Source organism: Aeromonas enterica (genome assembly GCF_054052465.1).
In genome coordinates this window covers 217,710-237,926 of the sequence record NZ_JBSTYL010000004.1, presented here as the reverse complement: position 1 = coordinate 237,926, position 20,217 = coordinate 217,710, and the positions used below count along the sequence as shown (strand labels likewise).

Here is a 20,217-nt window from a genome sequence, read left to right as displayed (position 1 = left end):
TGGGATTTTTTGATATGTCACGAAGGTAAATTTTGACTTGTTCGTCAAGGTGATGATGAAAATTTTAATGTAATGAAAGTTATCTTAATATAACCACCTCAATGGGTTATGTGTTATTTTTTGATTTGTCGCGCTCACTGGATTTGAAATGTATGTCAAACGCACCTCGATTTATCCATCATGACCTTGAGTTGTTGAACCCTTCATTCGACTCCCCATTGGTTGATGTGCTCACGGAGCTTGAGCACCTGCGAAGACTACAACTGGCAGGCGATACCCCAGCTCCGTTGTTCTTCCAATTGAAGGGGATTTTTCATCTGCTGGAGAGCTTGGGCTCTGCTCGCATTGAAGGTAACCACACTACCTTGGCCGATTATGTCGAAAGCCGGGTTGATGGTGAAATTCAGGGTACGGACCACCTGAGAGAGATTTCCAACATTGAGCACGCCATGGCGTATATCGATGAGGTGGTGGAACCTGGGGTGCCTTTTACAGAGCACCTCATCCGAGAGTTACACACGCTTGCCGTGTCATCACTTGAACGTGAGGGTGATCGCACTCCGGGATCATACCGTCAAGAGGGCGTTCGTATCGCTCAATCAACTCACTTGCCCCCTGAGCATATTCAAGTCCCCGGCTACATGTCTGATTTGGTCAACTTCATCAATAGGGAGGACTCACAGAAGTATGACCTGATGAAGGTCGCGCTGGCGCACCACAGATTCGGCTGGATTCACCCATTCACGAATGGAAACGGCAGGACAGTGCGCCTCTTGACCTACGCCTTGCTGATCAAATATGGCTTCAACGTCAAAGATGGCGGACGGGTACTAAACCCAACAGCTGTCTTTTGCAATGATCGTAACCGCTATTACAAAATGCTGTCCGCAGCAGATGAGGGCACGGCGGAAGGGCGAGAAACATGGTGTATTTACGTCCTGGATGGGATCTTGGCTGAATTGAAAAAGGTGGATCAGTTAACCCGGTATGCGTACTTGCAAGAACATGTGTTGTTGCCAGCACTAGCCTATTCTAAGAAGCGCGGTCTCTTGACCGATGTTGAATTTAAGATCCTACGACTCGCCTGCTCGCAACAAGGGTTAATCAAAGCTGGTGACTTAGCAAAGGCAATACCTGAGCTAGCCAAGCCAGCTCAGAGAACCTACCAAATCAACAAACTACTTGAACAAAAGATGCTGCAGCCTGTGCAAGAAGGTGCTCGGCAGTACGTGATCTGCTTTGCCAATAACTACCTGTTGCGCGGAGTTATCCAGTCGCTACGCGAGCAAGGATTTATACCTGCTCAACTGGAACAAGCGTAAACCAAATTTGTCTGGCACTCGGTCACTTCAACAGATTCCAACAGGCGACAAGTGACCACTTTTCTCTGGTGAAGAAACGAAGGGCAATATTGTCCATTTTAGAGGGCAGCTTTGGCGGTTTCGGTTCCTAATGTCGCTTGCTAATGAAACATCAAGTGTTGAATGTGTGGCCCTAAGCGTGACCCCAAAGCCATACCAAAAAGAAAAAACCCTTTAAAAACAATTGAATTTATCGTTTATATAGTTCATATCAAGAACATGCAGGGCGAGGAGCAGAAGGTCGAGCCCAGCAAGAGCCTGCCACCCGCAAAAGACAGTGAGCCAGGCTGATACTGACTCCGGTTGCAATACACAGGTCCCATTATGGGGCCTGTTTTTTTGCGGACACGAAAGATGACTTGCAAGCGCCCCAAGGCACCCAATATTGATGAAACAATAGGGTGTCATCAGTTGAGGAGTGCAATGTGGAGCGAAAGCTGACCCAAATTCAAGATCCTGCCCTCAGGATGTGCCTGGAACTTATCCGCACCAGCATGGAGAAGAGCCTGCAGGATGATGGCAACCAACGCCTGTTGGAAGTACTGACCCCCTCGGAGATGCAGGTGGCTGAATTCATTCGTAGCGGCATGTCCAGCCAGGAGATCGCCAGCGCGCTCAATGTTGCGCGCAAAACGGTGGAGAATCATCGCAACAGTGTGCGCATCAAGCTGGGGCTGGCCAATCGCGACGTCAACCTGCGCAACTACCTGCTGAGCCTGGAAAAATAATCTGCATCTCGACAAAGGCAGGGCCTGGCCAATCATGACGCCAACCGGCACAACAACTTGCCTGGTTCGCAGAAATCATCCGATGATAAGCCCCAGAGCATAAGGAGAGCACAATGCAGCAAGTTGTTTATGTCGCCAGCCCAGGCAGTCAGCAGATCCATGTGTTTGCCCTGGCCGACACGGGAGAAATGCAGCTCTTGCAGCGGGTGAGCACGCCGGGTCAGGTACAACCGCTGGTGACAAGCCCGGATGGATGTTGGCTTCATGCCGCCGTGCGGCCCGATTTTGCGGTCATCAGCTACCGGATTGGCATGGATGGCTGGCTCAGCGAACAGGGCTCGGCGCCGCTGGCGGGCAGTGCCTCCCACACCGCCATCACGGCCGACGGCCGCTTCCTGCTGGCGGCTTCCTACGCCTTCAACCATGTCACCGTCTCCCCCATCGATGCCGCTGGTCTGGTGCAGGCCCCGCACCAGCTCATAGATCCGCTGATGACGGCTCACTCGGTCACCCTGCTGGCGGACGAGCAGGGCAGGCAGGAGGCGCTGGTTGCCTGCCTCACGGAAGATGCCATCCGCCGCTTCACCCTGAACGACGAGGGGCGGCTGACGCCCCATCCGCTGGGGGACCTGCATACTGCCAGCGGCGCCGGGCCAAGGCACCTGGCGCTGCACCCCGTCAATGGCGATATCTACTGCCTGAACGAGCTAGATTGCACCATCAACCGCTACCACAGGCTGGCCGATGGCCATATCCATCTGCAACAGAGTCTGGACATGCTGCCTGCGGGGTATCAGGGAGAGCGCTGGGGGGCGGATCTGCATGTCATGCCGGATGGCCGTTTTCTCTACAGCTGCGAACGGGCCAGCAGCCTGCTGACCCTGTTTGGCATAGCGGCGCGGGATGGCAGCCTGACCCCGTTGGCCCACTTCCCGACCGAGACCATGCCGCGCGGCTTTGCCATCGATCACAGCGGCCGCTATCTGCTGGCGGCCGGGCAAGCCTCCCACCAGCTCGCCGTGCACCGCATAGAGCCGGGCAGCGGCGAGCTGACGCTGCTCGCGCGCCATCCGGTGGGCGACGGGGCCATGTGGGTGCGAGTGCTGGCCTTGCCCGAGTGATGCCGAGAAACCGGTCGAAATGAGTGAGGCCACCCGGGGGTGGCCTCACTGCTTGACTGACAGCAACCTTTTGCTTAGTCCTTGGCGCTCTCCATGACTCCCTCTTCGGAGCTGGCAGGCAGGATCAGGTTCAGCAGTATGGCGGCAACCGATGCCAGACCGACACCGGCCAGAGCGAAGTCACCTATCTTCATCTCCAGCGCGCCGACGCCGACCGTCAGGGTCACGGCCACGATGGCGATGTTGCGGGCCAGCCCCAGATCCACCTTGGACTCCACCAGCGTCTTGAGACCGATGGCGGCGATGGATCCGAACAGCAGCAGCATGATGCCGCCCATCACCGGCATGGGGATGGAGGTGAGCAGGGCGTTGAACTTGCCGAAGAAGGCCAGAATGATGGCGAACACGGCTGCCCAGGTCATGGTGACAGGGTTGAAGTTGCGGGTAATCATCACGGCGCCGGTTACTTCGGCGTAGGTGGTCACGGGTGGGCCACCGATGAAACCGGCAAAGCAGACGCCAATGCCGTCACCGGCCAGGGTACGGTGCAGACCCGGGTTCTTGGTGTAGTCCTGCCCGGTCACACCACCGATGGCGAGCACGCCGCCAATGTGTTCGATACAGGGGGCTATAGCCACCGGCAGCATGAACAGCGCCGCGGCCCAGTTAATCTCCGGCGTTTCGAAGTGAGGCAGCGCCAGCCAGGGGGTGTTGACCAGACCGTCAAAGTTCACCTGACCCATCAGCACGGCAGAAACATAACCGGCGATGACACCGCACAGTATGGGGATCAGCTTGATCCAGCCCTTGCAGAACACGGCCGCAATCAGAGTCACCGCCAGCGAAATACCGGCCAGCGTCAGCGCAGTCCCCGCGGGCACCACCTGCTCACCACCGGCACGGCCCATCGCCATATTGCAGGCAACCTGAGCGACCGACAGGCCGATCACCATGATCACAGGGCCAATCACCACGGGCGGCAGCAACTTGTGCACAAAGCCCATGCCCCGCACACGAATCAGTGCGGCCAAGATGAAGTACATGAAACCGGCGGCAAACAGGCCAAACATGGTGGACGGCAGTCCCCAGGTCTGGGTGGCGTAGATGATGGGGGCGATGAAGGCAAAGCTGGAACCGAGGAAAATCGGGACCTGGCGGCGAGTGCAGAGCTGGAACAGCAGGGTTCCCACACCAGCGCCAAGCAGGGCCATGGAGGGGTTCAGTCCGGTGAGCAGGGGCACCAGAACCATGGCACCGAAGGCGACAAACAGGATTTGCAGCCCGGCGACACTTTGCTTGACTAAGGAAAACATGGATGTCCTTAATTTTTTGATAACTGACAGGGATATTTGACACTTTTCAGTTATCACAAGACGCTTTCAAGGCGTGAAATGGGCCATTTGGCGTCATTCGTTACCTTTTACTGCTTGGGGAGGGCATGAAACTGGCTTTTTAGGCGGGATTCGTTGCTACAAGCATCGAGTATGCGATTTTACGCACTTTTATGGCGGACGCCAATCGTTTTTCTGGTGGACTTTATTGACACGCTTTTCAGCTGGGCTGATGTGTTGAGCCCCAACCTGATGCCTGCACCGCGACTTAACCCGGAATGACCAAGGCTACAACCTGATGCGGCCGCCACGGATGGGGCCAAACGAAAAAGGAGGTGGCCCGACGGCCACCCCCTTTTCATCTCACGCGTTCAGCCGTCATACCCGACGATAAGGCAGGTAGAGCGGCTCCCACATGTGGCTCAGGATATGCTGCTGCAGATCCTGCCCGATCAGCGGGTGGGACGGATCCTTGCGCACTATGTCTTTGAGCACGGCGGTCGCCACGTGTACCGAGATGTTGCGCAGCTCGCGAATGCGCGGATAGACGGAGCCTTGTGCCAGATCCACCTCGTTCACGCATTCGGCCAGCGCAAAGGCGGCCGTGGTGAAGATATCCGGGCTGATTTCGCTCAACTGGCTGACGATGGCCGCCAGCCCCACCCCCGGGAAGATGAAGACGTTGTTGCCCTGGCCGATGCGGTAATCCTTGCCCTCATAGTGCACGTCCTTGAACGGGCTGCCGGTGGCGACGATGGCCTTGCCCTGACTCCAGCGGTAGATGTCTTCCGGCAGCGCTTCGCAGTTGGCGGTCGGGTTGGAGAGCGGGAACACCATGGGGCGGGCACAGTGCTTTTGCATCAGCTGCACGTGCTCCTCCTTGAAGGCGCCGCCGGAGCCGCTGGTGCCGAGCAGCACAGTGATGGGCACATGGCGCAGCACGTCGGTCAGGTTGGCCCTGCCGGGCACTTCGGTATCCCAGCCCGCCAGCAGCAGACCCGGTTTGGCGTAACGGCGCTTGTACTCGTCGAGCCCCTCGCGGTTGTCACACACCAGCCCCTGGGTATCCAGGATATAGATGCGATCGCGGGCCGCCTGCGGATCCAGCCCCTCGCGGATCATGCCCGCGCAGATCTGATCCGCGACCCCCACCCCGCCGGCACCGGCACCATAGACCAGGTAGTTCTGCTGACCTAGTGTCTCCCCCTTGACCTTGACCGCCCCTATGATGCCGGCCAGTACCACGGCCCCCGTGCCCTGAATGTCATCGTTGAAGGAGGGCAGCGCCTGCTGGTAGCGGGAAAGATTGTTGAAGGCGTTGGACTTGCTGAAGTCTTCCCACTGCAGCACGGCGTTCGGGAAGTGGCGCTTGACCCCGGCCACGAACTTGTCGATGAAGTCGTCATACTCCTTGCCACGGATGCGCTTGTGAGGCTGACCCAGATACATGGGGTCATCCAGCAGGGCCTGATTGTCGGTGCCCACATCCAGCGCGATGGGCAGGCAGCAGGCGGGATGAATGCCGGCCGCCAGGGTATAGAGGGAGAGCTTGCCGATGGGGATCCCCATGCCGCCCACCCCCTGGTCACCTATCCCCAGGATGCCCTGGCTGTCGGTCACGACTATGATGCGCACCGATTTTGCGTCCAGCTGACGGGCCAGAGACCCCATGTCCTCGACGTTTTTCGGGGTGATATAGAGGCCACGCGCCTTCTGGTAGCGATGGCTGAACTCCTGGCACGCCTTGCCGACGGTCGGGGTATAGATGATGGGGGTCATCTCCTCCACGTGACGCGACAGCAGGGCATAAAACAGGGTTTCGTTGCGATCCTGCAATGCCCGCAGGTTCTGATACTTCTCGATGTCGCTGCAGGCGCTCAGGAAACCCTGATAGACCCGCTCCAGCTGGGCCTTAAAGGTCTGAACTTGCGGAGGCAACAGGCCGTCGAGCTCGAAGTCGGCGCGCTCCTGTTCGGTGAAGGCGGTGCCCTTGTTGAGGTTGCGATCGTTGAGCAGATCGGTGCCAGTCAGTGCAACGGGGCGAAAATCCTGTCCCTGTGCATCTTTCCACAGCAGATATTGTCCGGTAGCCATAGTCGTTCTCTTTGATTTACGTGAAATTGCCGTTCGGCAGGAGAGCAAGACTCATAATGAAATCAATCATATGACGTTTGGTTGTTTAGTTTTGTGAGCTTGGGCATACCCTGCGGCCAAAAACGTGATCAGACCGTGCCTAGAGCCGGGCGGCAGCCTGAAACGAACACGGCGGCCGTAGCCACCGAGTCTTCATTCTCCCGCCCACATCAAACTCAACCGCTGACACCCACCTCCAGCTTGAAGGCATTCTTGGCCTTGCTGGTTTCGGCCGCACCCATTTGGTAGACCCGAATGGTATAGGTGCCCTTGGCCGGCAGGCTTGCCTGGAAGCTGTTGCCCTCGTTGGAACCGATAAATATCGCCTCTCCCGTGCTGCCCGGCGGCAGGATATTGAAATAGGTGCTCGATTTGCCCGTCAGGATCACCGCCATGGTCTGACCCTTGTTGGCGGTCAGCGTGTAGTCCAGCGTCTCACGTCCCTGGATCGCACTCTTGATGGTGGCGCCGGACTCCCCTTTCTTGAACTGCACCTGCTGGGTCTTGATGCCATCGGCCGCCTGCGCAACCCCGACTGCCATCCCCCCCAACAGACCAAATGAACAGACGGCTGCCAACAATGATCTCTTCATTTCTCTGCTCTCCTCTTTAATGAACGAAACGGCTTTTACTGTTGCTCACCCCTGCATAAAAAGCTATCCGATTTGACGATGCCAAGGGGTTGTTAACGCAATGAATATGGCGGGCAACTATGCTTTATATCAAGCCCACCGCAGGGTGGCATCTCCCCTCTATTCCGGGAAGCAATACTATGAGTGATATCCTGATCGTCGATGACATGGCGTCCAACCGCTACATATTGCGCTGCCTGCTGGAAGAGGCGGGTTATCAGGTGCGTGAGGCGACCGATGGCCAGCAGGCGCTGGATGCCGCCACCCGGTTTCCTCCCGCGCTGGTACTGATGGACATCAACATGCCGATAATGAATGGCTATGAAGCCTGCCGCCGTATCAAGCAGTTGCCGGGCCAGTGGTGCCTGCCCGTTCTCTTCATCAGTGCCAACAATGAGATCAGTGCCCTCGAGCAGGCTTTTCAGGCGGGTGGCTGCGACTATGTCTCCAAACCGTTTCACCAGCTCGAGGTGCTGGCCCGGGTGCAAAACCAGTTGCGGCTCAAGGAGCTGAGCCGTCAGCAGGCCAAGGTACAGCTCTACCAGAGCCTGTTCCAGCTCACGGCCGGGATTGCCCACGAGATCAATACCCCGGTCGGCATCGGCATCACGGCCTCCAGCCTGATCCACGGCGCTGGCGATCTGCTGGCAAATGCGGTGCAAAACGGCATGCTGGGCCAGCGTCTGCTCCACCAGCAGCTCACCGACATCAAGGAAGGCACCGAGCTGGTCGAATCCAGCCTGCGCCGGGTCGCCCTGCTGATCAGCCGCTTCAAGGAGCTGACCCGGGATCAGCACGAGCTGCCTGCCCATCCCTTCGCGGTACAGAAAAGCCTGCAAAAACTGTTGCAGGCCTTCTCGCCCGAGTTTCTCATCGCCCGGGTCAACGCGGATGTCAGCGGCGAGGAGGTGATCCTGACCGCCCCAGAGCACCTGTTTCTCGATCTGGTGCAAGAACTCATCAAGAACAGCATGGAGCACGCCTTCAAGGGGCCGGGACAGCACAGCTTCAGCCTGAACCTAGTACAAAGCGACAACGATCTGCTGCTGACCTATCAGGACTCGGGCCCCGGCATGACGGCCGAGCAGTTGCCCCACCTGTTCGAGCCTTTCTTCACTACCCTGCGCGGCGATGCCAGCCACTGTGGACTGAGCGCCTGTCGCATCCACAACCTGGTGGAGAACAATCTGCACGGCCAGCTGACCGTCACCAGCCCCCCCGGCAAAGGGCTGGCATACCAGATCCGGCTCCCTCTGCAACCGCCCCTGTAATGAGGCTGACGCCGACGAAGCGATCAAGGAACAGCAATAGAAAGGGGCGCATCAGCGCCCCTTCTACCAACCCCACGACGCTCAGCCGGGCTTGCCCGCCTTGGGGTCATCCAGCTTGTGCTTCACCTCTTCATACCAGAGGTCGTGGTGCTCCTTGGCCCAGGTCTCGTCCACCTCGCCACCGATCATCCCCTCCAGCGCCCCTTCCAGCTGGAACAGGCCCATGTAGATATGGAAGATGAAGCCGCAGATGAGAATGAGCGCCCCGACGATGTGGATGAAGCTGGCCCACTCCATCTGACGGCGCAGCTGGCCGAAGATGGGGAAGTCCAGAAACAGCCCGGTCGCCACCACGATGCCGCCAAACCAGATGAGCAGCCAGAAGATGGCCTTCTCACCGCCGTTGGAGAAGCCCGCCGAGGGGTGACTCCCCTTGTGGGGCCCCAGCATGCCGCCCGCCTTCATGAACCAGCGCACGTCCACCATGTTGACGATATTGTGGCGAAACCACTTGATGAGCACGCCGAGCAGGCAGAGGAAAAAGAGCGGGCCCACGTAGTTGTGGAACAGCTTGGCGAACCAGATCCAGTTCTCCCATACCCCCATACTCACCACCGGCTTGATGAAGTGCTTGCCGTAGATGATGGCCAGCCCAGACCCGGACAGGGTCAGAAACATGCCCGCCGTGGTCCAGTGCAGCGCCCGATCCAGCCGGCTCCAACGCTTGAGCTTGCGCCCGGTACGCGGCTTGGAGAGCCTGGTCGGCCCCACCGCCCAGTACATCAAGCCACACATGGCCAGGGATCCAAAGATGGCGATGGCACCGAGCGGCGACACCCACTTGGTCTTCACCTCGAACCAGAGCTGGCCCGGCACCGAGATCAGCACCCCGTGCTCCGGCGAGCGGGAGCTGGTCACCCCCTCCTGCCCATCCTTCACCGCCCGCCAGTAGTCGGCGCCGGCAAAGCCGACCGCCTCCTTCTCGGCGTCGGCGAAGCTGGCGGAGCTCACCAGCAGCAGGGCGGCAAACAGGGCCATTAGCCAGGTTTTCATGCCGCCCCTCCCTTGCCCGCCTTGCTGGCGTCATGGAACAGCTCTTCACCGCTGCCCCAGCCCGCCTCCTTGGCACCGCGATAGGCGACCCGCTCGCGGAAGATATCGGAGATCACCTGTGCGTCCCCCGCCAGCAGCGCCTTGGTGGAGCAGAGCTCGGCACACATGGGCAGCTTGCCCTCGGCGATGCGGTTGGCACCGTACTTCTGGCGCTCCGCCTCGCTGTGATCCTCTTCCGGGCCACCGGCGCAGAAGGTGCACTTGTCCATCTTGCCCCGATCGCCGAAGGCGGCGGTCTTCGGGAACTGGGGCGCCCCGAACGGACAGGCGAACAGGCAGTAGCCGCAACCGATGCAGAGATCCTTGTTGTGCAGCACTATGCCGTCGTCGGTGTGATAGAAGCAGTCGGCCGGGCAGACCGCCATGCAGGGGGCGTCGGTGCAGTGCATGCAGGCGACCGAGATGGAGGTCTCACCCGGCAGGCCGTCGTTGAGGGTCACCACCCGGCGGCGCTGGATGCCCCACTCGAGGGCATCATCGTTCTCGTTCTTGCACGCCGTCACACAGCCGTTGCACTCGATGCAGCGCTTGGTGTCACACATGAATTTCATTCTGGCCATGAGATCAGGCTCCTACTTGGCGAAAACGGCACAGGGTGACCTTGGTCTCCTGCATCTGGGTGACCGGGTCATAACCATAGGTGGTGACTATGTTGACCGACTCCCCCAGCACATAGGGGTCTGACCCTTCCGGATATTTGGATCGCAGATCCTGGCCCTCGAAGTGACCGCCGAAGTGGAACGGCATAAAGGCGAGCCCAGGTTTGACCCGTGGAGTCACCAGCGCCTTCACCTTGACCCGACCCCCTTCCGGCCCCTCGACCCACACATCCTGACCGTCGCGCACGCCGACGTCGTTGGCATCCGCCGGGTTCATCTCGACGAACATCTCCTGTTGCAGCTCGGCCAGCCAGGGGTTGGAGCGGGTCTCGTCACCGCCCCCCTCGTATTCCACCAGACGGCCGGAGGTGAGGATGATGGGGAACTCCTTGCTGACGTCCTTCTCCTGCACGGAGGCATACTGGGTCGGCAGGCGCCACAGGCTCTTCGAATCAGGCCAGGTGGCGTAGTCCGCCAGCAGATCCCGACGCGGGGTGTAGAGCGGCTCGCGGTGCTTGGGCACCTGATCCGGGAAGGTCCACACCACGCAGCGCGCCTTGGCGTTGCCGTAAGGCACGAAGCCGTGCTTGATGGCGACCCGCTGGATGCCGCCAGAGAGATCTGTCTTCCAGTTCTTGCCCTCGGCCTCCTTCTTCTCGGCCTCGGTCAGCTCATCCCACCAGCCGAGCTGCTTCATCAACTCGGCAGTGATCTCGGGATAGCCATCCTCCACCTCGCTCCCTTTCGGCCAGGAGTCTTCGGCAAGCAGTGAGACACCCTGATACTCGATGCCGAAACGGGCGCGGAAACCACCGCCCCCTTCCGACACCGGAATGCTGGTGTCGTAGAGGATGTGGCTGCCGGGGTGTTTCATCTCAGGGGTGCCCCAGCAGGGCCAGGGCAGACCGTACACTTCGCCGCTGACCGGGCCGCCTTCGGCCTTGAGGTTGGTCTTGTGGAAGGTGTGCCAGTTCTGCTGGTGCGCCTTGAGCCGCTCCGGGCTCTGGCCTGTGTAGCCCACGCTCCACATGCCGCGGTTATATTCGCGGGTGATGTCTTCCAGCAGTGGCTGGTTGTTCTCTACCTTGATGTGCTTGAACAGCTCATCGGCAAAGCCGAGCTTCTTGCTCAACAGATACATGATCTCGTGGTCGACCCTGGATTCGAACAGGGGTTCGATCACCTTGTCGCGCCACTGCATGGAGCGGTTGGTGGCGGTGACGGAACCATAGGTCTCGAACTGGGTGGTGGCCGGCAGCAGGTAGACGCCATCGGTACGATCGTTCATCACCGAGGCAACGGTGGGATACGGGTCGACAATCACCATCATGTCGAGCTTTTGCATCGCCTTCTTCATCTCGGGGCCGCGGGTCTGGGAGTTGACCGCATGGCCCCAGTAGAACATGGCGCGGATGTTGGAGCCCTGCTCGATGAGATCGGCATTCTCCAGCACCCCATCCACCCAGCGGGAGACCGGAATGCCGTTGTTGTTCATCGGCAGCTTGCCGTTGTAGGCCTTGTTGTCAAAGCGTGCCTTGATCCACTCGTAATCGACGTCCCACACCCGGGCCCAGTGCTTCCAGGAGCCCTCTTCCAGCCCGTAGTAACCGGGCAGGGAGTCGGAGGTGACACCAAAGTCGGTGGCGCCCTGCACGTTGTCGTGACCACGGAAGATGTTGGTGCCCGCCCCGCTCTTGCCCACGTTGCCGAGGGCCAGTTCGAGGATGCAGTAAGCGCGGGTGTTGTTGTTGCCGGTGGTGTGCTGGGTGCCGCCCATGCACCAGACCACGCAGCCGGGGCGGTTGTCGGCCAGCAGTTTGGCGGCGCCATGGACCTGCTGTTCGTTGAGGCCGGTCACCCGCTCCACTTCGGCCGGGGTCCAGCGCGCCACCTCTTTTTGCACCTCGTCCATGCCGTAGACGCGGGTGCGGATGAACTCCTTGTCTTCCCAGCCGTTTTTGAAGATGTGCCAGAGCATGCCCCAGATAAAGGCGACGTCGGTGCCCGGACGCAGGGAGAGGTACATGTCCGCCTTAGCGGCGGTGCGGGTACGACGCGGGTCGACCACCAGGATCTTGCAGCCGTTGCGCTCTTTCGCCAGCAGGATGTGCTGCATGGCGACCGGGTGGGCCTCTGCCGGGTTGGAGCCGATGAACATGATCGACTTGCTGTTGTGCATGTCGTTCAGGCTGTTGGTCATGGCGCCGTAGCCCCAGGTGTTGGCGACCCCGGCGACCGTGGTGGAGTGGCAGATGCGCGCCTGGTGATCCACGTTGTTGGTGCCCCACAGGGACGCCATCTTGCGAAACAGGTAGGCCTGCTCGTTGGAGTGCTTGGCGGAGCCGAGCCAGTAGACGCTGTCGGGGCCAGACTCCTTGCGAAGGCGCAGCACCTCGTTGCCCACCTCTTCGATGGCCTGCTCCCAGCTCAGACGCTGCCACTTGCCGCCCACCAGCTTCATCGGGTACTTGAGGCGACGCTCGCCGTGACCATGCTCGCGCAGGGCCGCCCCTTTGGCGCAGTGACCGCCAAGGTTGAAGGGGTGATCGAAAGCCGGCTCCTGACCGGTCCAGACGCCGTTTTGCACCTCGGCATAGACGCCGCAGCCCACCGAGCAGTGGGAGCAGATGGTGCGCTTCACCTCGACCGGCACCCCGGCCGCCACGGTTTTGGCCTCGGCCCGCTGCATCATGGCGGGGGCCAGCCAACCGGCAGCCACGGCGCCACCGGCCACCAGACCGGAGTTGACCATAAAGGCGCGGCGGGTCAGCCCCTGGCCGCGAGCGGCCGCATTGCCTTGCTCGCTCGCATTGACCGGCTCGGCTCGTTTTGTCAGTTTCATAAGGTCTCCTTCACTGAGCCGGCTCAGTCGGTGCCGCGCAGGGTGCGATAAAAGTCGTGAACGTGGGGGGTCTCCCGATAGCCCTTGTCAGGCTCGGTGTCGTGGGTCAGCACCTCCTTGCCCACCACCCGGCCGGTGGCACCGGCCAGCACGCCTATGGTGGCGACCACGCCCACCCCCTTGATCAGATTGCGTCGGGACGGGTCTTTCAGCTTTTCATCGCTCATCTTTCTGTGACCTCTGTTTTTGTTATGGCCAACCGCACTGTGCCGGCTTCGCTATGAGTGTGTGGGTGCCGCGTCATGGCAGCGTCACCACAGGGGTACCAAAGGGCAGGCGCAGATCCTGCTCCAGTTTGAAAAAGTCTTCGGCAAGCGCCCCGACCGCCCGGTAGAAGCTGCCACCCTTCGCCTGTTGCTGATCGCGGCAGCAGGCGAGCACCCAGGGGGCCAGATGCCGTTCATAGAAGCGGTTGCGCTCGGGGTGCTGCTCGGCAATCAATACCGCCATCACCTCGCAGAGGGCGGCCAGGTGATCTTCCGGCTCGCACACCCCGCTCTGGCGCTCGAAACCGAGCGACTGCAGGTCGGCGCGCAGCACCGCCAGCGGCAGCTCCATCAGGGAGCCGGTGAGATACCAGGAGGCAAACGGCACGATCTCCCCGCGCCCCAGCCCGATAAAGAGATCCTGATACTCCTCGGCAAGCTCATTCTCGTGGTGGCTGCTGGCCGCCAGTTGCACCAGCCCCAGCCCTCTGGCAAAGGGGCCGGGCATGGCCTGCAGGCCTTGCAGCCAAGCGAGCTGTTCGCCTCGGGGGGCGGCGCGCCAGAGGCTCGCCAGCAGGGCGTAGAGATCGGCGCTGCTCTGTTCCAGTTCAGTCATGGTCAGTTCGCCAGCCTTTTCGTTATGTTGTTCAGTCATCACTGGCCCCTCACACCTTGAGCTGGGAGACGGGATCCGCCGCCAGCGCCGCAAACACATCCTTGACCCGGCAGTCCTCGCACATCAGCAGCCGCTGGGCGGCCTCGTTTTGAAAGTGGGAGTGGCCGGCCAGTTTTTGCTGGATGCGGCGGATCATCGAGGCCGGCGCGAACGGCTTGGCGCAGCGAATGCAGCAGGCCGCCTCTTCGGCTTTGAGGCTCTGCACGGCGCGGCGCGCCTCGGGCACCGGCTGCAAGCGGGGAGCCAGCACGATGGCCTGCTCGGGGCACGCCTTTTCGCACATGCCGCACTGGATGCAGTCCTGCTCGATAAAGTTGAGGCCCGGCGTATGGCCCACCGCATGCAGGGCGCGGCTCGGGCAGACCGCCACGCAGCCCATGCAGAGGGTGCAGTCAGCGTCTTTGAGCTCGACGCTGCCGTAAGGGGCGCCGTGGGGCACCGCCAGCGGCTCGCGGCCGCCATTGTTGGCCTGCCAGAGCGCATCAAAGGCGGCAAACAGGTTCTCCCGTTTGTCCCCTTTGAGCGGCTTGTCCAGCAGGGCAAGGGCTGGTTCACAGGAGATCGGCTTATCTTGTTCGGCATCCGGGTTAAACAGGGCGATGCGATCGGCAGCAAGACCCGCGCCCGCCAAGAGCACAGCGGCGCTCGCCAATTCCCGCCCCACAAGCGCCCGCACGCTTTCGGGAGCATCGTCACCCAGCGCAATGCGCACCGCGCTGGCGCCATAGGCGAGGGCGGCGAACCAGCTCTCGATGCCTAAGCTCGCGATCTCCTCCACCCAGACCGGCAGCCAGTTGGTGGGCAAACGGGTGAGTTCGGCCTCCACCCACTCGCGCTCACTTTCACCGGCAATCAGCAACTGCGGCGCGTCGCCCCCCGCCTCCCGGTAGTGCTTGAGCAGACGGAACAGATAGTCGCCGCTGGTGTTGGCATCGGGCTGATGATAGGCAATCGCACCGGTCGGACAGGCGGAGGCACAGCTACCAAAACCCTGACAGAGATGGGGATCGATCTGGATGCGACCATTGATGGGCTTGAGGGCATCGGTCGGGCAAACATCGAGGCAACGGCTGCAACCGGGCACGCCGCGGGCGGTAAAGGCGCAGGCCTCGGGGTCGAGACGAAAATAGCGTGGCTTGTCGAAGATACCGGTCAGCGCGCAAAGTTCTGCAAGCCGTTCGGCCAGCCCATCGTCATCAATGAGATGCAGATAGCCCACCGGCGGGCGCTCCAGCGCAAACAGCGGGACGCGGCCCAGATCGGCCACCAGATCGAAGCGTGGCTCCCCTGGCAGTTCACTGACAGCTGCCGCAGCCTGCTGCGGGAAACCCTGTTGTGGAAAACAAAGCCTCGCCAGATCAACCCGCTCCCCCTGCCCGTTCAGGCCGGTGAGCTGATACTGACCCAGATAGCCTTTGAGGCTCGGCTCGCGCAGGGTCAGGGCATTGAGGGATGCGGTGGCGTCGAAGACGGCTTCGAGATCTGCCGCTTCGGCATCATGCACCGCTTCGGTCACCAGCAGGGTGGGCTTCACCCCGGCGGGCAGCAGGCTGGCGGCGCGGCGAATGCGATCTTCCGGGCCGACCAGCAGCAGGCGCCCCTGGCTCTGGTAGGAGACGGTAGCCGGGATCAGGTTGTCGGTCTTGACCGTGTGGCGCAAGGCGTCGGCGCGGGCTCGCTCATTGCGCCCCGCTACTCCCCCATCGGGGGTCAGGTTTGAGTAATGTTGTTCGATGCTCACATGCACTCCTGTGCGGTCCACCTCATGGGATGGATCGCTTGTTGGTCTTGTGGAGGAGCAAGAGCCGAGCCAACTCCCCCGGAAAAATAGTGACTGGCAGGGAGTCAGGATCCCAGACACTCCATTCCCCCACCCTTGGTTGGGACATTTTGTCCACCCTCATCAACCAAAATGTCCCGATCCTTGGTGTGGGCTTGTGGATCCGGGGCTGGCAAGGTGGCGGGCGGTTCACTCCGCTGGGAGGCGGGAGAAGAAAAAGAGGGGGCAGCGGCTGGCTGGTCGGCAATGGCCTGCTCGGGTGATGCCTGATCTGATGGCGACAGTGCGCAGCCGGACTCGGCCTCGGGCGCCGTCACCGCCTCCACCAGCCAGTTGCGCAGCCCCGCCGTCAGGGCCGCCGGCAATAGCTCGGGCTGGCTGAAATCCTGGGTGTAGTCATCCAGCCCGTCCGGCTGGTGAGTGCGAAACATGGCGCGCAGCGCCTCTTTGTCAGGCAGCGCAGATTTACCCGGCTGGGCTGGGCTGGCCGGCTGCGAATCAGCGTAACCGATAGCCGGTTTTCCCTCTGACACCTCATACAGGAGACCCTCGGCAGCATCGGGTTCACAGCCCCCATTGTCAGTGCTGACTACGCGGCTATCCAGCGTAGTATCTGACATTTCACTCTCACCACTGCCTTCGATTGGCGTGGCAACCGCCTCGGGGATGACCTCTTCCCTCAGCTGCAATACCTGATGCTTGCGCGCCTCACTCTTGCGAGAGTGCCAGCGCTTGAGGAACTCACTCATGGACGCTGTTTCCGGCGTCGCTGCCACGCTCACGACCATCAGGGCCGGTGGCCTTGACGGCGCCGCAGCTGGCTTGATCCTGGCTATCGACACCGAGCTGATCCTGCGCCCGCCCCTTGCCCTTCTTGCCCTTGCGGCGGGCCTCCAGCAGCTCGCCGTGGCGGCCGATAAAGGCCTCGACCCAGGCTTGCAGCGCCTCAGGCAGCGGGCAGGAAAGCACCTGTCGCTCGCCATCCATATAAGCGGCCGCCACGGTCTGGCTCAGGGTGAGGCCATCGGCCACAAAGCCATTGTCCACGCGGCTTCCGGTCACAAAGAGGCGAGGCGAGCCGGAGCTCAGGTTGAAGCGATAATCCCCCCGCTCGTCGCGAAACAGGGTGAGGGGCAAGGCGCCTGCAGCCTCGGGTTCGGCGGGATGGAGCACCGCTATCTCGAAACGGCGGCTCTGCCAGCGGCCAACCTGGCTGTCGATGGCCTTTAACTCCAGCTGCAGCCAGCGCTGCGGGGAGAGAATATTGGTTGTGTCTTGCACTGTCACGGCTCCCATCAGAAGGTCTCTTCCGGGCCGCCCTCCCCAGTGATCCACCCCGTTCGGGGCGGATCACAGCAGGAGATTCATGGCGGCCACGGCCATCAATGGGATAAGACATAGCAAGAGTGGGGCCAAGGCCGGTTTGGTGGCTGATTGGGGGGATGATAACTAGATCTGTGTAACCAGTGCCTGACCAGAAGGAATGGCAATAATTGAATAACGTCGAATTATCCGATTATTGCCTTGATGATTTTTTCTGGGTAAATTTTGGGTTTTACTTCGTTACCCCATGTAATAAAAATTCATTTGCTACGGACTTTTGGTCCAAAAAACTCCTCTATGCGACTTACCGACCTCGTTATTGTCAAGCTAAACTCATCATCATCTGAAATATAATAAACCGTCTTATCATTTTCCATTCTTCGCTCCAGATTATTGTCTACTGTAGCTCCAGGCCCAGCATAAGCCCCCTTCATCCAGAAATGTAACCAAATAGCACCTCGCATATCCCCTATTCGCTGGTGGAGCTCATCAAAAACTTTATGAGCCCCATCATGCCAAATAACTTTCGCCTCAAGACGAATGGTTTGCAATTCAGCCCACTTATCATATAGATGGGCCATTCTCTCATTATAAATCCTTTGTTCTTCCTCAAGTCTACGACCAGCTTCTACTTCCTCCTTGCTTAAATAAAGCATAGGGTTTCTAACAAACTGAAGCGCCTGTTGAACTTCGTAGGTTTTCAATATAGCCTTTTTAGCTAACTCATATTCACTTGTTCCCCTAAGTTGCCGCCTCCAAGTAAATAGCCCTAAAGATCCTATTACAATGGCGCCAACTGTACCGACAATAGATAATACATCTTTAGTTATTGACCAATCAATATCGGTAACTGTTAAGCAAAAATTCAATTCACACCCCTAAATAATGGCTTAAAAAGTTTCATCCTTATAATTATGAATTTATTTAACTTTGTCGAAATAAGTTTATCTATCTGATTAATCAGAGCAATTAATCCTCTAGATTTACGCAGTTATAACAGACATTATTGCCCTCACTGAAATCTGGAACAAAACTTGCTATATCCTTCCCCTTAGATCCCGGCAACCGGTCGCGAGGGGCCCATGACACCGACCTTTATCAAAAGCAATGCTGCCGCCCAGCTCACCATGGCCGTCGAAGTGATGGATGAACAGGGCACGATGCAAACCCGCCAAATCGCCTGTGAGCGGCCACTGACGGTCTACCTCAACTGGAAGGAGATAGTGACTCTGATGACCCTGGGGGCCCGCCCCGAGGCGCTGGTGTTGGGCTATCTGAAGAATCAGGGCTTTATCGAGGATATTGCGGCCATAGAATCGGTGATCGTCGACTGGGAAAGCGAAGCCGCCGCCGTGGTGAGCAGCCAGCAGGCCGCCGATCTCGACCAGTCGCTGGAGAAGAAGACGGTCACCTCCGGCTGCGGTCAGGGCACCATGTATGGCAGCGTGATGAAGAAGCTGGAAGGAGTCGTGCTGGCAGCGCCCACGCTGAAACAGAGCACCCTCTATGCCCTGCTGAAAGCCCTGTCGGCCCATAACGAAACCTACAAGATGGCGGGTGCCGTGCATGGCTGTGCCATCTGTCGCGGCAGCGAAATCCTCTCCTTTGTCGAGGATGTGGGACGCCACAACGCGGTGGATACCCTGGCCGGCGAGCTCTGGATGCGCGGCGAGGGTGGCCACGACAAGATCTTCTACACCACCGGGCGGCTCACCTCGGAGATGGTGATCAAGGTGGCACAGATGGGCATTCCGGTACTGCTGTCGCGCTCCGGCGTCACCCAGATGGGGCTGGATCTCGCCCGCCAGCTCGGCATCACCATGATTGCCCGCGCCAAGGGGCGCCACTTCGAGCTCTTTACCGGCCAGCAGCATCTGGAGCTGGACGAAAAGCCGCCGGTGCTGGCCAGCAGCCCCTCTGGTCGCGGTCAGCGAGAGTAAGCCATGAGCGAGTTGATGAGTGCCAAACAGATAGTTGAGTATCTCGATAAGGCCAGCCAAGGGATCAAGCGCAAGCCATGAACGAGTTGATGAGTGCCAAACAGATAGTTGAGTATCTCGACCACTCCACTCAAGGGGTCAAGCGCAAGCCATGAATGAATTTATGAACGTGAAGCAGGTGGCCGAGTATCTCGATCTCAACGAGAAGAAGGTCTACCAGCTCGCCAACGAGGCGCGCATCCCCGCCACCAAGGCGACCGGCAAGTGGCTGTTTCCGCGCTCCCTGCTCGATCGCTGGCTGCTCGGCAGCTGTCACGAGGGGGTGATGAACGACCGGCTGCTGCTGGCGGGCTCAGACGACGTGTTGCTGCACTACGCCAGCAGCCGGCTGGCCCAGCAGCTCGGCACCCAGGCGCTGGTGGGCTACACCCCCTGCGGCACAAGGCAGGGGCTGGCGATGCTGGCGCGCGGCCATGTGGATCTGTGCGCCATCCACTGGGGGCAGGCCGAAGAGGCTCACCTGCGCCATCCGGCGCTGGTGCAGCAGTATCAGGGCCACCGCCAATGGGTGATCGTTCATGGATTTCGCCGGGTGCAGGGGCTGGTATTGCGGCAGGGGCTGCAACCCAAGGAGGCGAAAGAGGCGCTCGACTGGCGCTGGGCCATGCGTCAGGAGGGAGCTGGCAGCCAGCGCGCCCTGCAGGAGTGGCTGCAAACCCAAGGGGAGTCGCTGACCCGACTGGAGAGCACTGTGCAGGTCAACAGCGAGCGGGAGCTGGCCGCCGCCATCAGCCGTGGCGATGCCGATGTCGGGCCCGGCGCCCAGAGCACCGCCACCGAGTTTGGCCTCGGCTTTATGCCACTGTCGCAGGAGTGCTTCGATCTGGTGATGCCGCAGGGGGTCTTCTTTCGCACCCTGCTGCAACAGCTGATCGGCTGGCTGCAATCCCCCGAGGGGCGCGAGCTGGCGGCCCGCCTCGGCGGCTATGACCTGACCCAGAGCGGCAAGCTGGTGTGGAGCCCGCAGTAAATTAGCTTTACCCCACTGACAAAACAGCCCGCCAACCATGTTGACGGGCTGTTTTTATAACGGACCTTTTT

18 protein-coding genes are annotated in these 20,217 nt (G+C 60.0%); 6 read left to right on the top strand and 12 right to left on the bottom strand.

Annotated features, from left to right (window positions below; translation table 11 throughout):
• The first annotated feature begins 152 nt into the window (after window positions 1–152).
• The 3 genes from ACW5XD_RS07020 to pgl all read left to right on the top strand — a co-directional run bounded on the left by ACW5XD_RS07020 (window position 153) and on the right by pgl (window position 3,210).
• Entirely contained in the window at window positions 153–1,322 is a 1,170-nt protein-coding gene (locus ACW5XD_RS07020) for a Fic family protein (protein WP_456494252.1), read from the top strand.
• Between the two features lie 464 nt (window positions 1,323–1,786).
• A complete protein-coding gene (locus tag ACW5XD_RS07015) occupies window positions 1,787–2,089 on the top strand; it encodes a response regulator transcription factor (RefSeq protein WP_456494251.1) in 303 nt (100 codons plus the stop codon).
• A 113-nt stretch (window positions 2,090–2,202) separates the two neighbouring features.
• Complete coding sequence (pgl, locus tag ACW5XD_RS07010) at window positions 2,203–3,210, top strand: 6-phosphogluconolactonase (RefSeq protein WP_456494250.1); 1,008 nt, start codon at window positions 2,203–2,205, stop codon at window positions 3,208–3,210.
• Window positions 3,211–3,284: 74 nt separating this feature from the next.
• Here the strand turns inward: pgl and ACW5XD_RS07005 are convergent, their stop codons facing one another.
• The 3 genes from ACW5XD_RS07005 to ACW5XD_RS06995 form a co-directional block, all read right to left on the bottom strand.
• The gene (locus tag ACW5XD_RS07005; RefSeq protein WP_456494249.1) at window positions 3,285–4,523 is read right to left on the bottom strand and encodes a uracil-xanthine permease family protein; all 1,239 of its coding nucleotides are present in this window, start codon (window positions 4,521–4,523) and stop codon (window positions 3,285–3,287) included.
• Between the two features lie 396 nt (window positions 4,524–4,919).
• Window positions 4,920–6,635 (bottom strand): NAD-dependent malic enzyme, encoded by a 1,716-nt coding sequence (locus ACW5XD_RS07000; RefSeq protein ID WP_456494248.1) that lies wholly within the window; start codon window positions 6,633–6,635, stop codon window positions 4,920–4,922.
• A gap of 215 nt (window positions 6,636–6,850) precedes the next feature.
• Window positions 6,851–7,267 (bottom strand): DNA breaking-rejoining protein, encoded by a 417-nt coding sequence (locus tag ACW5XD_RS06995; RefSeq protein WP_456494247.1) that lies wholly within the window; start codon window positions 7,265–7,267, stop codon window positions 6,851–6,853.
• 179 nt (window positions 7,268–7,446) lie between these two features.
• On the opposite strand from ACW5XD_RS06995, the gene ACW5XD_RS06990 reads away from it, so the two are divergent.
• A complete protein-coding gene (locus tag ACW5XD_RS06990) occupies window positions 7,447–8,577 on the top strand; it encodes a response regulator (protein ID WP_456494246.1) in 1,131 nt (376 codons plus the stop codon).
• A gap of 81 nt (window positions 8,578–8,658) precedes the next feature.
• On the opposite strand, the gene ACW5XD_RS06985 is transcribed toward ACW5XD_RS06990, so the two are convergent.
• From ACW5XD_RS06985 to ACW5XD_RS06945, 9 genes are all read right to left on the bottom strand, one after another.
• The gene (locus ACW5XD_RS06985) at window positions 8,659–9,630 is read right to left on the bottom strand and encodes a formate dehydrogenase subunit gamma (protein ID WP_456494245.1); all 972 of its coding nucleotides are present in this window, start codon (window positions 9,628–9,630) and stop codon (window positions 8,659–8,661) included.
• Window positions 9,627–10,250, bottom strand: a complete 624-nt coding sequence (gene fdh3B, locus ACW5XD_RS06980) for a formate dehydrogenase FDH3 subunit beta (protein ID WP_042865547.1) — start codon at window positions 10,248–10,250, stop codon at window positions 9,627–9,629. The genes ACW5XD_RS06985 and fdh3B overlap by 4 nt, the downstream gene beginning before the upstream one ends.
• Before the next feature lie 4 nt (window positions 10,251–10,254).
• Window positions 10,255–13,131 (bottom strand): formate dehydrogenase subunit alpha, encoded by a 2,877-nt coding sequence (locus ACW5XD_RS06975; protein WP_456494244.1) that lies wholly within the window; start codon window positions 13,129–13,131, stop codon window positions 10,255–10,257.
• Window positions 13,132–13,154: 23 nt separating this feature from the next.
• Window positions 13,155–13,358 carry a transcriptional initiation protein Tat gene (locus ACW5XD_RS06970; protein ID WP_021229865.1) on the bottom strand — a complete coding sequence of 68 codons (204 nt, stop codon included), beginning with the start codon at window positions 13,356–13,358 and terminating at the stop codon, window positions 13,155–13,157.
• Between the two features lie 73 nt (window positions 13,359–13,431).
• Window positions 13,432–14,052, bottom strand: coding sequence for a TorD/DmsD family molecular chaperone (locus ACW5XD_RS06965; protein ID WP_456494243.1), 621 nt, complete (start codon window positions 14,050–14,052; stop codon window positions 13,432–13,434).
• A 10-nt stretch (window positions 14,053–14,062) separates the two neighbouring features.
• The gene (locus ACW5XD_RS06960) at window positions 14,063–15,814 is read right to left on the bottom strand and encodes a 4Fe-4S dicluster domain-containing protein (RefSeq protein WP_456494242.1); all 1,752 of its coding nucleotides are present in this window, start codon (window positions 15,812–15,814) and stop codon (window positions 14,063–14,065) included.
• 104 nt (window positions 15,815–15,918) lie between these two features.
• Window positions 15,919–16,602, bottom strand: coding sequence for a DUF3306 domain-containing protein (locus ACW5XD_RS06955; protein ID WP_456494241.1), 684 nt, complete (start codon window positions 16,600–16,602; stop codon window positions 15,919–15,921).
• On the bottom strand, window positions 16,595–17,149 hold the full coding sequence (locus ACW5XD_RS06950; protein WP_456494240.1) for a DUF3305 domain-containing protein: 555 nt from the start codon (window positions 17,147–17,149) through the stop codon (window positions 16,595–16,597). Before ACW5XD_RS06950 ends, ACW5XD_RS06955 begins: the two co-directional genes overlap by 8 nt.
• Before the next feature lie 287 nt (window positions 17,150–17,436).
• Window positions 17,437–18,045: a hypothetical protein gene (locus ACW5XD_RS06945; RefSeq protein ID WP_456494239.1), complete on the bottom strand. Its 609-nt coding sequence runs from the start codon at window positions 18,043–18,045 to the stop codon at window positions 17,437–17,439.
• Window positions 18,046–18,258: 213 nt separating this feature from the next.
• Here ACW5XD_RS06945 and ACW5XD_RS06940 point away from each other — a divergent pair, with 213 nt between their 5' ends.
• Together ACW5XD_RS06940 and ACW5XD_RS06935 are read left to right on the top strand one after the other, a co-directional pair.
• Window positions 18,259–19,116 (top strand): formate dehydrogenase accessory sulfurtransferase FdhD, encoded by an 858-nt coding sequence (locus ACW5XD_RS06940; protein WP_456494238.1) that lies wholly within the window; start codon window positions 18,259–18,261, stop codon window positions 19,114–19,116.
• Between the two features lie 163 nt (window positions 19,117–19,279).
• Window positions 19,280–20,146 carry a substrate-binding domain-containing protein gene (locus ACW5XD_RS06935; RefSeq protein WP_456494326.1) on the top strand — a complete coding sequence of 289 codons (867 nt, stop codon included), beginning with the start codon at window positions 19,280–19,282 and terminating at the stop codon, window positions 20,144–20,146.
• The last annotated feature ends 71 nt before the right edge of the window (window positions 20,147–20,217 follow it).

Bases quoted from the DNA above. Each gene is read 5' to 3' on its own strand.
- ACW5XD_RS06955 (WP_456494241.1), bottom strand. From the start codon at position 16,602: ATGAGTGAGTTCCTCAAGCGCTGGCACTCTCGCAAGAGTGAGGCGCGC.
- ACW5XD_RS06935 (WP_456494326.1), top strand. From the start codon at position 19,280: ATGAACGTGAAGCAGGTGGCCGAGTATCTCGATCTCAACGAGAAGAAG.
- ACW5XD_RS06975 (WP_456494244.1), bottom strand. From the start codon at position 13,131: ATGAAACTGACAAAACGAGCCGAGCCGGTCAATGCGAGCGAGCAAGGC.
- ACW5XD_RS07020 (WP_456494252.1), top strand. From the start codon at position 153: ATGTCAAACGCACCTCGATTTATCCATCATGACCTTGAGTTGTTGAAC.
- pgl (WP_456494250.1), top strand. From the start codon at position 2,203: ATGCAGCAAGTTGTTTATGTCGCCAGCCCAGGCAGTCAGCAGATCCAT.
- ACW5XD_RS06985 (WP_456494245.1), bottom strand. From the start codon at position 9,630: ATGAAAACCTGGCTAATGGCCCTGTTTGCCGCCCTGCTGCTGGTGAGC.
- ACW5XD_RS06940 (WP_456494238.1), top strand. From the start codon at position 18,259: ATGACACCGACCTTTATCAAAAGCAATGCTGCCGCCCAGCTCACCATG.
- ACW5XD_RS06970 (WP_021229865.1), bottom strand. From the start codon at position 13,358: ATGAGCGATGAAAAGCTGAAAGACCCGTCCCGACGCAATCTGATCAAG.
- ACW5XD_RS07000 (WP_456494248.1), bottom strand. From the start codon at position 6,635: ATGGCTACCGGACAATATCTGCTGTGGAAAGATGCACAGGGACAGGAT.
- ACW5XD_RS07005 (WP_456494249.1), bottom strand. From the start codon at position 4,523: ATGTTTTCCTTAGTCAAGCAAAGTGTCGCCGGGCTGCAAATCCTGTTT.
- ACW5XD_RS06990 (WP_456494246.1), top strand. From the start codon at position 7,447: ATGAGTGATATCCTGATCGTCGATGACATGGCGTCCAACCGCTACATA.
- ACW5XD_RS06995 (WP_456494247.1), bottom strand. From the start codon at position 7,267: ATGAAGAGATCATTGTTGGCAGCCGTCTGTTCATTTGGTCTGTTGGGG.
- ACW5XD_RS06965 (WP_456494243.1), bottom strand. From the start codon at position 14,052: ATGACTGAACAACATAACGAAAAGGCTGGCGAACTGACCATGACTGAA.
- fdh3B (WP_042865547.1), bottom strand. From the start codon at position 10,250: ATGGCCAGAATGAAATTCATGTGTGACACCAAGCGCTGCATCGAGTGC.
- ACW5XD_RS06950 (WP_456494240.1), bottom strand. From the start codon at position 17,149: ATGGGAGCCGTGACAGTGCAAGACACAACCAATATTCTCTCCCCGCAG.